The organism is Pseudomonas sp. D47 (assembly GCF_045447305.1).
Lineage (GTDB): Bacteria > Pseudomonadota > Gammaproteobacteria > Pseudomonadales > Pseudomonadaceae > Aquipseudomonas.
Genome location: NZ_JBJGXU010000001.1, coordinates 152,408 through 166,040 on the forward strand (window position 1 = coordinate 152,408; position 13,633 = coordinate 166,040).

13 protein-coding genes and 1 riboswitch are annotated in these 13,633 nt (G+C 59.8%); of the genes, 8 read left to right on the forward strand and 5 right to left on the reverse strand.

Annotated features, from left to right (window positions below; translation table 11 throughout):
• The first annotated feature begins 44 nt into the window (after positions 1 to 44).
• Positions 45 to 1,304, forward strand: coding sequence for a sodium:proton antiporter (locus ACI77I_RS00665; protein WP_094949119.1), 1,260 nt, complete (start codon positions 45 to 47; stop codon positions 1,302 to 1,304).
• Here the strand turns inward: ACI77I_RS00665 and ACI77I_RS00670 are convergent.
• Entirely contained in the window at positions 1,298 to 2,185 is an 888-nt protein-coding gene (locus ACI77I_RS00670) for a formate/nitrite transporter family protein (protein ID WP_094949120.1), read from the reverse strand. The genes ACI77I_RS00665 and ACI77I_RS00670 overlap by 7 nt on opposite strands.
• A gap of 76 nt (positions 2,186 to 2,261) precedes the next feature.
• Positions 2,262 to 2,666, reverse strand: coding sequence for an acyl-CoA thioesterase (locus ACI77I_RS00675; protein ID WP_064454506.1), 405 nt, complete (start codon positions 2,664 to 2,666; stop codon positions 2,262 to 2,264).
• Positions 2,667 to 2,853: 187 nt separating this feature from the next.
• Positions 2,854 to 2,958, forward strand: a riboswitch (S-adenosyl-L-homocysteine riboswitch).
• A gap of 21 nt (positions 2,959 to 2,979) precedes the next feature.
• Here ACI77I_RS00675 and ahcY point away from each other — a divergent pair.
• From ahcY to ACI77I_RS00695, 4 genes are all read left to right on the forward strand, one after another.
• The gene (ahcY, locus tag ACI77I_RS00680) at positions 2,980 to 4,389 is read left to right on the forward strand and encodes an adenosylhomocysteinase (RefSeq protein WP_094949121.1); all 1,410 of its coding nucleotides are present in this window, start codon (positions 2,980 to 2,982) and stop codon (positions 4,387 to 4,389) included.
• Between the two features lie 154 nt (positions 4,390 to 4,543).
• Positions 4,544 to 5,389, forward strand: coding sequence for a methylenetetrahydrofolate reductase [NAD(P)H] (gene metF / locus ACI77I_RS00685; protein ID WP_242153206.1), 846 nt, complete (start codon positions 4,544 to 4,546; stop codon positions 5,387 to 5,389).
• A 130-nt stretch (positions 5,390 to 5,519) separates the two neighbouring features.
• Positions 5,520 to 6,311 carry an ABC transporter substrate-binding protein gene (locus ACI77I_RS00690; RefSeq protein ID WP_094949123.1) on the forward strand — a complete coding sequence of 264 codons (792 nt, stop codon included), beginning with the start codon at positions 5,520 to 5,522 and terminating at the stop codon, positions 6,309 to 6,311.
• 221 nt (positions 6,312 to 6,532) lie between these two features.
• Positions 6,533 to 8,425 (forward strand): DEAD/DEAH box helicase, encoded by a 1,893-nt coding sequence (locus tag ACI77I_RS00695; protein WP_094949124.1) that lies wholly within the window; start codon positions 6,533 to 6,535, stop codon positions 8,423 to 8,425.
• A 63-nt stretch (positions 8,426 to 8,488) separates the two neighbouring features.
• Here the strand turns inward: ACI77I_RS00695 and ACI77I_RS00700 are convergent, their stop codons facing one another.
• Complete coding sequence (locus tag ACI77I_RS00700) at positions 8,489 to 8,863, reverse strand: nuclear transport factor 2 family protein (RefSeq protein ID WP_218193655.1); 375 nt, start codon at positions 8,861 to 8,863, stop codon at positions 8,489 to 8,491.
• Positions 8,864 to 8,988: 125 nt separating this feature from the next.
• Between ACI77I_RS00700 and ACI77I_RS00705 the strand changes: the two genes are divergently transcribed.
• Positions 8,989 to 9,873: a LysR substrate-binding domain-containing protein gene (locus ACI77I_RS00705; protein ID WP_094949126.1), complete on the forward strand. Its 885-nt coding sequence runs from the start codon at positions 8,989 to 8,991 to the stop codon at positions 9,871 to 9,873.
• 63 nt (positions 9,874 to 9,936) lie between these two features.
• On the opposite strand, the gene ACI77I_RS00710 is transcribed toward ACI77I_RS00705, so the two are convergent.
• Entirely contained in the window at positions 9,937 to 10,515 is a 579-nt protein-coding gene (locus ACI77I_RS00710) for a YceI family protein (RefSeq protein ID WP_094949127.1), read from the reverse strand.
• A 32-nt stretch (positions 10,516 to 10,547) separates the two neighbouring features.
• Positions 10,548 to 11,099 carry a cytochrome b gene (locus ACI77I_RS00715; protein ID WP_094949128.1) on the reverse strand — a complete coding sequence of 184 codons (552 nt, stop codon included), beginning with the start codon at positions 11,097 to 11,099 and terminating at the stop codon, positions 10,548 to 10,550.
• 273 nt (positions 11,100 to 11,372) lie between these two features.
• Between ACI77I_RS00715 and ACI77I_RS00720 the strand changes: the two genes are divergently transcribed.
• Entirely contained in the window at positions 11,373 to 12,779 is a 1,407-nt protein-coding gene (locus ACI77I_RS00720) for an adenosylmethionine--8-amino-7-oxononanoate transaminase (RefSeq protein ID WP_242153210.1), read from the forward strand.
• A gap of 90 nt (positions 12,780 to 12,869) precedes the next feature.
• Entirely contained in the window at positions 12,870 to 13,589 is a 720-nt protein-coding gene (locus tag ACI77I_RS00725) for a 16S rRNA (uracil(1498)-N(3))-methyltransferase (RefSeq protein ID WP_406996795.1), read from the forward strand.
• Positions 13,590 to 13,633: the final 44 nt, after the last annotated feature.

Sequence of the window (13,633 nt, forward strand, 5' to 3'; positions counted from 1 at the left end):
TCCACCCATTAACTAACGCTCACTCCACCTTCCAAGGACCCCGGATGCTTGAACTTGTCGCCGCCTTCATTTGCCTCACCACCCTGCTCACGTATGTGAACTTCCGTTTTATCGGCCTGCCGCCCACCATCGGTGTGATGGTCACGGCCCTGCTGTTCTCGCTGCTCCTGCAAGGCCTGAGTTTTATCGGCTACCCAGGCCTGGAAGAACGTATCCAGCAGTTAATCGGCCAGATCGACTTCGGCGACCTGCTGATGAATTGGATGCTGTCGTTCCTGCTGTTCGCCGGCGCCTTGCACGTCAACTTGAACGACCTGCGCAGTTACCGCTGGCCCATCGGCCTGCTGGCGACCTTCGGCGTGTTGATTGCCACCGTGGTAATCGGCAGCTTGGCGTACTACATCTTTGCCCTGTTTGGCTGGCACGTGAGCTTCCTCTACTGCCTGCTGTTCGGCGCGCTGATTTCGCCCACCGACCCGATTGCGGTGTTGGGTGTGCTGCGAACCGCCAACGCGTCGAAACCGCTGAAAACCACCATTGTCGGCGAGTCACTGTTCAACGACGGTACGGCCGTGGTGGTGTTTACCGTGCTGCTGGGCATCGCGCAGTTAGGCGAAACACCGACCGTGGGCGCCACCGCCATGCTGTTCGCCCATGAGGCGATTGGCGGTGTGGTGTTCGGCGGGCTGATCGGCTACTTGGTGTACTTGATGATCAAGAGCATCGAGCAACACCAGATCGAAGTCATGCTGACCCTGGCGCTGGTGATCGGCGGCTCGGCAATGGCCACCGAACTGCACGTCTCAGCGCCGATTGCGATGGTGGTCGCTGGGCTGATCATCGGCAACCTGGGCCGCACGCTGGCGATGAACGACATGACCCGACGCTATCTGGACGGCTTCTGGGAATTGCTTGATGACATGCTCAACGCCCTGCTGTTCGCGCTGATCGGCATGGAGCTGTTGCTGTTGCCGTTCAACTGGCTGCACGTCTTGGCCGCCAGTTTGCTGGCCGTGGCGATTTTGCTCTCACGCCTACTGACCGTGGCCCCGGCGATCCTGCTGCTGCGCCGCTGGCGCACAGTGCCGCGCGGCACCATCCGCATCCTCACCTGGGGCGGCTTGCGCGGCGGGGTTTCGGTGGCACTGGCGCTGGCCTTGCCACTGGGCCCGGAGCGCGACCTGTTGCTGAGCATCACCTACATCGTGGTGCTGTCGTCGATCCTGTTGCAGGGGTTGAGCATCGGCAAGCTGGTCAAGCGCGTGACCCGGGACGAGCCCCAGGCCACGCCTGAGCCTCACTGACCCTTGTTGATCTGCTGCGGATGCCTCGGGTCCGCAGCCGCTTTGCCCGGCAAGCTGCTTTCGCTGCGAATCTGCGCATGGCTGATCAGGGCAAAGATAAAACTGCCGCCGATGATATTGCCCGCCAGGGTCGGCCCGGCAAATATCAGCCAGAAGTCCTTCCACGGTAGTTCGCCGGCAAATACCAGGTACGAGACTTCCGCCGAACCCACCACGATATGGGTGAAATCCCCAAGCGCCATCAGGTAGGTGATCAGGACGATGATGAACATCTTCGCGCTTTCCATGGACGGGATCATCCACACCATGGTGGCGATCATCCAGCCGGAAATTATGCCCTTGGCGAACATCTGGCCGGGGTCGTTTTCCATGACCTTACGGCCGATTTCGAGGAAGGCCATGTCGGTCTTGGTGTCGAAAATCGGCAAGTGCAGCATCACGTAGGCCACCAGCAAGGTGCCGCACAGGTTGCCGACTAGCACCACCGTCCACAACCGCAGCAATCGCCCGGCATTGCTCAGGGTGGGCTTGCTCATTACCGGCAGCACGGCCGTCAGGGTGTTTTCGGTAAACAACTGCTGACGGGCGAGGATCACCGCCAGAAAACCTGCGCAGTAACCGAAGCTGGCAATCACCTTGAACCCTTCACCGTCCGGCAGCCGTGAATTTAGCAGGCCCATCCCCATCAACGACAAGCCCATGGTCAGGCCGGCGGCCAACGCCGACCACCATAAAGCGGCGACGCTGCGCTCCAGTTCCTGATCGCCCTGGGTACGGATGATTTCGTGCAGCACTGCCGCGCGAGGCGGCTGGTTCTTGTCGACGTCGTGTTGCTCTTCCTGCGACAAGTTGGGGGTCTTGCCGTCTTCTTGCGTGGCCATGGGTCGTACCTGAACGGGGGTGTTGTTCAGGTACGACCTGTCGCCCATCAAGAGCGTTCACTGGTCAGCCACACGATTAGTCTTTGATGCCGTCTTCTTGAAACTGGTCTTTCACGTACTTGATCTCGGTACGGCCGTGGGGCGCCGGCAAGCCGTCTTCACCCAGGTTGACGAAGACCATTTTTTCCACGGTCAAAATGCTCTTGCGGGTGATCTTGTTGCGCACTTCGCAGGTCAGGGTGATCGAGGTGCGGCCGAACTCGGTGGCGGTGATGCCCAGCTCGATGATATCGCCCTGGCGCGAGGCGCTGACGAAGTTGATTTCGGAGATGTACTTGGTCACCACCCGCTGGTTGCCCAATTGGACAATCGCATAAATGGCCGCTTCTTCATCGATCCAGCGCAGCAAGCTGCCGCCGAACAGGGTGCCGTTGGGGTTGAGGTCTTCAGGTTTTACCCATTTGCGGGTGTGGAAGTTCATGGGGGCTCCGGGGTTGAGGTGCTTGGGAGATAGAGTAATGGCCCCAGCTTCAAGTTTTAAGCGACAAGCTGCAAGTAAAAGCCAAATCGTTTTAACTTGCCGCTTGTAGCTTGTCGCTTGCCACTAGCCGGACAAAGAAAGCTATAATCGTCTCCGATTTCGAACGGCTATTCCGTTCTCCCGCCACCTGTCCGAGGGGCGCTGCAGCAGGTTCAACCTGTCAGGCTCGGATCGGGCGTTGTCCAGCCTGGTTACTGGCTGGATACTAAACGCACAACGGCGCCCATTCGCACACTACGAATGGAGGCTCTTCATGAGCGCTGTAATTACGCCTGCAGATTTCAACGACTACAAAGTCGCCGACATGTCCCTCGCTGCCTGGGGCCGTCGCGAAACCTTTATCGCCGAATCCGAAATGCCTGCCTTGATGGGCCTGCGCCGCAAGTACGCCGCAGAGCTTCCGCTCAAAGGCGCGAAGATCCTCGGCTGCATCCACATGACCATCCAGACTGCCGTACTGATCGAAACCCTGGTTGCCCTGGGCGCCGAAGTGCGTTGGTCGTCCTGCAACATTTTCTCGACTCAAGACCAGGCCGCTGCCGCTATCGCTGCTGCCGGTATCGCGGTTTATGCCTGGAAAGGCGAGACCGAAGAAGAGTACGAGTGGTGCCTGGAGCAAACCATCTTGAAAGATGGCAAGCCATGGGACGCCAACATGATCCTCGACGACGGCGGCGACCTGACCGAGCTGCTGCACAAGAAGTACCCGCAGATTCTCGACCGCGTCCACGGCGTGACCGAAGAAACCACCACCGGCGTGCACCGCCTGCTGGACATGCTGGCCAAGGGCGAGCTGAAAATCCCGGCCATCAACGTCAACGACTCGGTGACCAAGAGCAAGAACGACAACAAGTACGGCTGCCGTCACAGCCTGAACGATGCGATCAAGCGCGGTACCGACCACCTGCTGTCGGGCAAACAAGCCCTGGTGATCGGCTACGGTGACGTGGGCAAGGGTTCGTCCCAGTCCCTGCGTCAGGAAGGCATGATCGTTAAGGTCTCCGAAGTTGACCCGATCTGCGCCATGCAAGCCTGCATGGACGGTTTCGAAGTGGTTTCGCCGTTCATCGACGGCATCAACGACGGCACTGCAGCCAGCATCGACAAGGCCCTGCTGGGCAAGATCGACCTGATCGTGACCACCACCGGTAACGTCAATGTTTGCGACGCGAACATGCTCAAGGCCCTGAAAAAGCGCGCCGTGGTGTGCAACATCGGTCACTTCGACAACGAAATCGACACCGCTTTCATGCGCAAAAACTGGGCATGGGAAGAAGTGAAGCCACAGGTACACAAGGTTCACCGTACCGGTGCGGGTGATTTCGACCCACAGAACGACGACTACCTGATCCTGCTGGCTGAAGGCCGCCTGGTTAACCTGGGCAACGCCACCGGCCACCCAAGCCGCATCATGGACGGCTCGTTCGCCAACCAGGTACTGGCGCAAATCTTCCTGTTCGACCAGAAGTACGCCGACCTGTCGCCAGCCCAGAAAGCCGAGCGCCTGACCGTGGAAGTGCTGCCGAAGAAACTCGACGAAGAAGTGGCCCTGGAAATGGTCCGCGGCTTCGGCGGCGTGGTGACTCAACTGACCAAGACCCAGGCCGACTACATCGGCGTGACCGTCGAAGGTCCGTTCAAGCCGCACGCTTACCGCTACTGATCGGCCTAGTGCCAGCTTCCATAGGGGAGCTGGCTTTTGTGGGCGCTGGCTTGCCTGCGATAGCATCGCCTCGGTATGACTGAAACACCGAGGTGACTGCATCGCGGGCAAGCCCGCTCTCACACCGGTATTCTGAGTTTCCATAGGTACGACCATGTCCCAAGACCGTCGCTACAGCTTCGAGTTCTTCCCGACCAAGACCGATGCTGGGCATGAAAAACTGATGGCGACTGCCAAGCAGTTGGCCAGCTACAACCCCGACTTCTTCTCCTGCACCTACGGCGCCGGCGGCTCTACCCGTGATCGCACGATCAACACCGTGTTGCAGCTGGAAAGCGAAGTCAAAATTCCCGCCGCTCCGCACTTGTCGTGCGTAGGCGACAGCAAGGCCGACCTGCGCAGCCTGCTGACCCAGTACAAACAAGCCGGCATCAAGCGCATCGTCGCCCTGCGTGGTGACTTGCCGTCCGGCATGGGCATGGCCAGCGGCGAGCTGCGCTACGCCAATGACCTGGTGAGTTTCATCCGTGAAGAGAGCGGCGATCACTTCCATATCGAAGTGGCGGCTTACCCGGAGATGCACCCCCAGGCACGCAATTTCGAAGACGATCTGCAGAACTTCGTGCGCAAGGCCAACGCCGGCGCCAACAGCGCGATCACCCAGTACTTCTTCAACGCCGACAGCTACTTCTACTTCGTCGAGCGTGTACGGGCCATGGGTGTGAACATCCCGATCGTGCCGGGCATCATGCCGATCACCAACTACAGCAAGCTGGCGCGCTTCTCCGACGCTTGCGGTGCTGAAATCCCACGCTGGGTGCGCAAGCAACTGGAAGCCTATGGCGATGACGTCAAGAGCATCCAGGCATTCGGCGAGCAGGTTATCAGCCAGATGTGCGAACAACTGCTGCAAGGTGGCGCACCAGGGTTGCACTTCTACACCCTGAACCAGGCTGAGCCTAGCCTGGCCATCTGGAACAACCTCAAACTGCCGCGCTAAGGCTTGCTCCGTTACTCAAGGGCCCTCGTCAATACGAGGGCCTTTTAGTTTTAAATACGCCGCATCGACTCGCTCGCAAATGCTCGTGCCAGAGCTTCTCTTTAGCGCTCTAGCATCGTAACCTCAGGGTATGCCCGTCATTCTTAAGCTGTTGACCGCTGTGCTTTTTACTTGCCTGAGCTTCACCGCTTACGGCGAGAAACTGCGCATTGTCACCGAGCCCTGGGCACCTTATGTGTACGACGATAACGGCAGCATGCGCGGCCTGGATTATGAAACCACGGTGATCGTGTTCCAGCGCCTGGGCGTGGACGTGGAGTGGCAATTCCTGCCCTGGAAACGCTGCCTGGCCATGCTCGAGCAAGGCCACGCCGATGGCGCGCTGGACATTTTCCACAGCCATGAGCGCGACGCCCTGCTGCTTTACCCCAGCGAGCCGCTGTCGGACGTCGAGTTCGTACTGTTCTACGCCAACGACCGCCCTCACCCGGCCGAAACCCTCGACGACCTGCGCGGGCTGACTGTCGGCAATTCGCCGGGCTACCTGTATGGCGACGCCTTCAGCGACTCCACCCTGTTCAACCGCGAGCCTGCGCCCAGCCATGAAGCCAACTTCGGCAAACTGTCGCTGGGGCGTGTCGATCTGGTGATCACGGACCGCCGGGTCGGCCAGCATGTGATCAAGGCCATGGGCCTGGAAGGCAAGGTCAGCCAGGCGCCCCTCGTGGTCAGCCGCCAGCCGCAATTTCTCGCCGTGCGCCGTGGCGCGGGCATGGACCTGCTGGTGCAACGCTTCGCCGCCGAGCTCAAGCGCTTTAAACAAGAGCCCACCTACGCCGCCTTGAGCGCCAAATATGGCGGAATTCAAGCGATTACGGCCTCAGAACACACCGTTGAGCAGCAGGAAAGCGGCGCGCCGTGATTGCTCTGTTATACTCCGACCTTTCCGCCAGGCTCACGCCCGGCCGCTGAGGTCTTGAAAAAGGCACCTAACCTAGCTACTGCGCAGCTTTCAGCCCGCGCGAGCCAGTGGAGTGCCCGCCAGACGCAGCAGGACCGGACGGGGTTGCGCTCCCCTAAGCGCCATTCACGCCCGGCAAGATTATCCCTTTGGGCCAAGCCCTAACTAAAACAGGATTACTCATGTCCTTTGCTTCCCTCGGTCTCTCCGAGGCTTTAGTCCGCGCCATCGAGGCGGCGGGCTATACCGAGCCTACTCCGGTGCAACAGCGGGCCATTCCCGCCGTGTTGCAAGGTCGCGACCTGATGGTTGCGGCTCAGACAGGTACTGGTAAAACCGGTGGTTTCGCCCTCCCGATTCTGGAGCGCTTGTTCCCCAACGGTCACCCGGACAAATCCCAGCGTCACGGCCCGCGCCAACCGCGCGTACTGGTCCTGACCCCTACCCGCGAACTCGCTGCCCAAGTGCACGACAGCTTCAAGCTGTATGCCCGCGACTTGAAGTTCGTCAGCGCCTGCATCTTCGGCGGCGTCGGCATGAACCCACAGGTCCAGGCCATGTCCCGCGGTGTTGACGTGCTGGTCGCCTGCCCGGGTCGCTTGCTCGACCTGTGCGGCCAAGGCAGCGTTGACTTGTCCCACGTGGAAATCCTCGTGCTGGACGAAGCCGACCGTATGCTCGACATGGGCTTTGTCCATGACGTGAAAAAGGTCCTCGCGCGCCTGCCGGCCAAACGTCAGAACCTGCTGTTCTCGGCCACGTTCTCCAACGACATCACCGCTTTGGCGGGCAAGTTGTTGCACAACCCAGAGCGCATTGAAGTCACGCCGCCGAACACCACGGTTGAGCGTATCGAGCAGCGTGTCTTCCGCCTGGCCGCCAGCCACAAGCGTTCGCTGCTGGCCCACCTGATCACCGCAGGCGCCTGGGAACAGGTGCTGGTGTTCACCCGCACCAAGCACGGCGCCAACCGCCTGGCCGAGTACCTGGACAAGCACGGCCTCACCGCCGTCGCCATCCACGGCAACAAGAGCCAGAACGCGCGCACCAAAGCCCTGGCTGACTTCAAGGCCGGTGAAGTGCGCATCCTGGTTGCCACCGATATCGCCGCCCGCGGCCTGGATATCGACCAGTTGCCACACGTGGTCAACTTCGAACTGCCAAACGTCGACGAAGACTATGTGCACCGTATCGGCCGTACCGGCCGGGCTGGTCGTTCGGGCGAGGCCATTTCCCTGGTCGCACCGGACGAAGAAAAGCTGCTGAAAAGCATCGAGCGCATGACCAAGCAGAAAATCGCCGACGGCGACCTGATGGGCTTCGACTCAAGCGCCGTTGAGGCTGAGAAGCCTGAAGTGCGCGAGCGTCCGGATGTGCGCAACCCACGCAACCCACGCGGTCCGAAGGGCGATGGCCCGAACGGCGGCGGTGGTGGCGGTGGTCGTCGCGATAAGGGCAAAGACAAAGGCGGCAAGGAAAAAGCGCCTACCAACGGCCGTGGCGAACGCCCAGCCCGTGAGCAAAAGCCCCGTGAAGGCACCCCGGCCCGCGAACAGCGCCAGCCGAGCCAGCCGCCACGCGCCACAGCCGACCGCGCGCCGGACGAGTTCCTCGACGACGACGTGGATAACTTCGGTAACCGCGTCGACTACGTGCCCCAGGCCAAGCCGGCCCAGGGCCGTGGCCGTCGTCCAGGTGCACCAGCGCCGGGCGCGGGCACAGGTTCCGGCGCTCCACGTGGCGGCCAGCCACAGGGCGGTCGTCAGAATGCTCCGCGCAACAGCAGCGGCGGCACCACCGGCACTCCGCCTGCCAAGCGCAGCGGTCCACGTAGCGGTGCGCCACGTGACGGCCAAGCTCGTCGCGACGATTCGCGCAGCAACAACCGCCGCCCAGCCCGTGATGAGCAGCCGAGTCTGTCCGAACCCGCCGTGCAGAACCCGCGCGGTGGCCCGGCGCCGAAGATCATCCACAAGGAGTCGAAAGCTGACCGCTTCCCGACACCTGAGCAGCTGGATCAGTTGCCAGGCCGCCCTCGTGGTGAAAAACCAGCGCTGCTCACCCGCAACCGCTGAGTTTTAGACGGCAAAAAAAAAACGCCCCGATTAATCGGGGCGTTTTTGCATCCGGCGGTTAAGTTATTGTTCAGTCGCGTCACCCGCCTTATGAAAAAGTTTGGCGAAGATCATCCAGCGCCCCTCAACTTTCATAAGATTCAAATAGTCGACCATTACATTATTGAACAAGCGCAGGCGCACCTTCACGATGGCCATTTCCGAGGACATCACGTCAATCATCAGCACTTCATCAAGTTGCGGAAAACCGCCCTCATAGGGCGACTTACGGCCTTGAACCATGGCGCGATACTCAGCAAAAGGCCGCACAACCACGTCCGCATTCTGCGCGCTATAGAGCACGCAGCCACGGTGAAACACCTGATCGAACTTGTTCAAGTCCTGGGTTTGCAACACATCAAAGTAGTCTTTCAGAAACGCCTGAATTTCATCTATCACGATTCAAAACTCCCGATTTCAACACAGGGCTATTTAAATAAATAACCGGTCGCGCATTATCGTTAGTCCCTTTATTTCACGTATAGCGGCTATTATTGGGTTTTTATGTGAAAGGAATTCACACAATGAAACTCCCTCCTCTCGCCGCGTTACGTGCATTCGAGGCATTGGCTCGACTGGGCAAGGTGAACCTGGCAGCGATTGAACTGCATGTGACCCACAGTGCGGTCAGCCACCAGATTCGCTCTCTCGAGGAGTATTTGGGTATCGCCTTGGTGATGCGCAACAAACGCTCCCTGATACTGACTGATGAGGGACGTGTGTATGCCTACCAGATCAGGCAAGCACTGGGCGAGATCGCAGGCGTCACGGAAAAGCTCCTGGCGAAGACCAAGCACCCGCAACTGACCGTGTCGGTGCTGCCCTCCTATGCCATGCATTGGTTGCTGCCGCGTTTGCATGATTTCAGAAGCGCCCACCCCGAACTGCACCTGAGATTGGAGTCGGGCATGGAGTTCGCCAGCTTCGGGCAGGGCCCGCTCGACTGCGCCATCCGCTTCGGCCATGGGCAATGGCCCGATGTGCATTGCGAAACGCTGATGGATGACTCATTGCTGGTGGTCGCCGCGCGCGACTTCAATCACGGCGTGTTGCCCGACACTGCGCAAGCCATCCTGGAGCAGCCACTGCTGCACGCCAGTGAAAGCTGGCCAATTTGGCTCGGCGCAGCCGGCGCGGAAGAACAACGCCCTCAAGCCTCGCTGGAGTTCACCGACTCTACGTTGATGCTTGAAGCGGTCAGGCTGGGGTACGGCGTCGCGCTGACCCGCCGCTCGATTGCTCACTCACTGATTCAACGTGGGGACTTGGTCAGGCTCACCGATATCGAACCGGTGCACACTTCACGCTACTTTCTGGTCTGGCCGGTCGGCAGTAAACATTCAGCGCAGTTAACCTCGCTGCACACCTGGCTCAAAGAGCAAGTGGTGATCTATAAGGCCAGTTTATAAGCAGGCAGACAGTAAAACGCCGACCCTGAGGTCGGCGTTTTGAGTGTGAAGCAGCGAAAGTAATTACTTCGCTTTGACACCTTCCAGCGAGATGTCCAGGTCCACGGTCTGGGAAGTCGGGCCTGGGCCTTTGACGCCGAAGTCGTTCAGGTTCAGCGTGGTGGTGGCGTTGAAGCCAGCACGTTCGCCGCCCCATGGGTCTTTGCCTTCACCGTTGAAAGTGGCCTTGAAGGTCACAGGTTTGGTCACGCCATGAAAGGTCAGGTCGCCGGTCACGTCAGCAGTTTTTTCGCCGGTTGATTTAACCGCGGTAGACACGAACTTGGCATCAGCGAACTTGGCGACGTCCAGGAAATCTTTGCTGGCGATGTGCTTGTCACGCTCTGCGTGGTTGGACCACAGGCTGGCGGTTTTCACGTCGACGGCGATTTTGCTGGCTTCAGGCTTGGCGGCATCCCAGCTGAACGAACCATCCCAGTCCTTGAAGGTACCGTGGATGAAGCTGTAGCCAAGGTGGCTGATTTTCCAGTCGATGAAGGCGTGCTGGCCTTCCTTATCGATCTTGTAGTCAGCGGCCATGACCTGACCTGCAGACAGCAGAGCAGTACCAAGTGCCAGAGCAGCGAGAGTCTTTTTCAACATGCTTTCTATTCCTTATGAGTCGAGGTTGAACATCAGGCTTTGCGCCCCAGCATTCGGTTGAGGGTCGCATCACGATCGATAAAGTGGTGTTTCAACGCAGCCACGCCGTGCAAACCGGCGAAGACCACCAACACCCAGGCGAGGTACAGGTGCACCACGCCGGCGGTGTCTGCCTGGTCCGGTAGCCCGGAAACCACGGCAGGGATTTCAAACAGGCCAAATACCGGAATACCGACACCGTCTGCGGTGGAAATCAGGTAACCGGCAATCATCACGGCAAACAGCCCGAGATAAAGAAAAACATGGCCAAACGCGGCCCCCATGCGGGTCAAGCGGCTGTAACTGGCCAGCGGTGGTGGCGGTGGGCTGACCAGACGCCAGACGATGCGCACCAGCATGATGGCGAACAGCGTGATGCCAATGCTCTTGTGCAGGTCGGGCGCGTCTTTGCGCCAGGCGCTGTAGTAGTCGAGACCGACCATCCACAGGCCCAAGGCGAACAAACTGAACACCACCAGGGCCACACCCCAGTGCAAAACCATACTGACCCAGCCATAGCGGGCCGGTGAATTACGTAGCTGCATGTTCCAAATCCCGTAAGAACTGTGCCCAAGACTAGCGATTTACCTATCGAATTAAAGCTCAAAATTTCGCTTTGAAATATCGAGAAATACGATCAAGAGGTTATGCACAGTACGTTAACAATGGATTAAGGACTATTGCTAAGAAACGTGACAGACCGTCCTGCGTTTACTACGAATTTATCCGTAATGGGTTGTGACACAGCCGACCATTGCATAGGCTTGCGCGATTGTTTCACCTGCGCAGGCCGCAGGACCGCTTCGAGGAGATAGACGATGGGCTTGAACAACCAGTGGATGCAACGCGACCTCGCGGTGCTGTGGCATCCCTGCACCCAGATGAAAGACCACCAGCAATTGCCGCTGATCCCGATCAAACGCGGTGAAGGCGTATGGCTGGAAGACTTCGAAGGCAAGCGCTACCTCGACGCCGTCAGTTCCTGGTGGGTCAATGTGTTCGGCCACGCCAACCCGCGCATCAACCAGCGCATCAAAGATCAAGTTGATCAGCTGGAACACGTGATCCTCGCCGGTTTCAGCCACCAGCCGGTGATCGAGCTGTCCGAGCGCTTGGTCAAAATGACGCCCGAAGGCCTGACCCGCTGCTTCTATGCCGATAACGGTTCGTCGTGCATCGAAGTCGCGCTGAAGATGAGCTTTCACTACTGGCTCAACCGCGGCCTGCCGAACAAAAAGCGCTTCGTGACCCTGACCAACGGCTACCACGGCGAAACTATCGCCGCGATGTCGGTGGGCGACGTGCCGCTGTTTACTGAAACCTACAAAGCACTGCTGCTGGACACTATTAAAGTGCCCAGCCCGGATTGCTACCTGCGCCCCGAGGGCATGAGCTGGGAAGAGCACTCGCGCAACATGTTCCTGGCCATGGAACAGACCCTGGCCGAGAACCACGACAGCGTCGCCGCCGTTATCCTCGAACCGCTGATCCAAGGCGCCGGCGGCATGCGCATGTACCACCCGGTGTACCTCAAGCTGCTGCGCGAAGCCTGCGACAAATACGGCGTGCACCTGATACACGACGAAATCGCCGTGGGCTTTGGCCGCACCGGCACGATGTTCGCCTGTGAACAGGCCGGCATCCGCCCGGATTTCCTGTGCTTGTCCAAGGCCCTCACCGGCGGCTATTTGCCGCTGGCGGCGGTGGTCACCACCGACGATGTCTACGACGCTTTCTACGACGACTACCCAACCCTGCGCGCCTTCCTGCACTCCCACAGCTACACCGGCAACCCGCTGGCGTGTGCTGCGGCGCTGGCGACCCTGGATATTTTCGAAGAAGACAACGTCATCGAAAATAACAAGGCCCTGGCCCAGCGCATGGCCACGGCCACCGCACACCTGGTGGACCACCCGCACGTGTCGGAAGTGCGCCAGACCGGCATGGTGCTGGCCATCGAGATGGTGCAGGACAAAGCCACCAAGACCGCCTACCCGTGGCAGGAGCGCCGTGGCCTGAAGGTGTTCGAACACGCGTTGGAGCGCGGCGCACTGTTGCGGCCGTTGGGCAGCGTGGTGTATTTCCTGCCGCCGTATGTGATCACACCGGAGCAGATCGACTTTCTGGCCGAAGTGGCCAGCGAAGGCATCGATATCGCCACCAACAGTAAAGTCAGCGTTGCGGTGCCCAAAGACTTCCACCCAGGCTTCCGCGATCCAGGCTGACGGTCCCAACGATCCTTCCCACGCTCTGCGTGGGAATGCAGCCCAAGACGCTGCGCGTCCGCTGTGCACAACCTTCTCCAGAGAACAGAAATGAGACTGTCCCGCTTTTTCACCGACACCCCGCTGAGCCTCGGCGAGCACGAACTGCCCGAAGCCCAGGCGCATTACATCAGCCGCGTATTGCGCATGGGCGAAGGCGATGCCGTGCAACTGTTTGACGGCTCCGGCCAGGAGTTTTTGGGCACGTTGCTGGAGGTTGGTAAAAAACGTGTCAGCGTGCAACTCACCGAAAGCTTCGCAGGCCAGACCGAATCGCCGCTGCACATCCACCTCGGCCAGGGCTTGTCCCGGGGCGAGCGGATGGATTGGGCGATCCAGAAAGCCACCGAACTGGGCGTGAATGAAATCACGCCGATCTTCAGCGACCGCTGCGAAGTACGCCTCAAGGACGAACGCGCCGACAAACGCCTGCTGCACTGGCGCCAGGTGGCAATCAGTGCGTGTGAGCAATGCGGGCGCTCAACGGTGCCGGTGATTCACCCGCCGCTGCTGCTGGCGGACTGGTTAAAGCAGGCCGAGGCCGATTTGAAACTGGTGCTGCACCCAGTGGCCGAGCCGATGATCAGCCATGCCAAGCCTGCGAGCCTGGCGTTCCTGATCGGGCCTGAAGGTGGGTTGACCGATAACGAAGTCCAAACTGCCCAAGGCGCCGGTTTCCACGCCGCCCGCCTCGGCCCGCGGGTGCTGCGCACTGAAACAGCGCCAGTGGTGGCGCTGGCCGTCGCACAGCAACTCTGGGGCGACTTCTAGTCCTGCCGTGTGAACCCCATTCAACTGTGGGAGCTGGCTTGCCT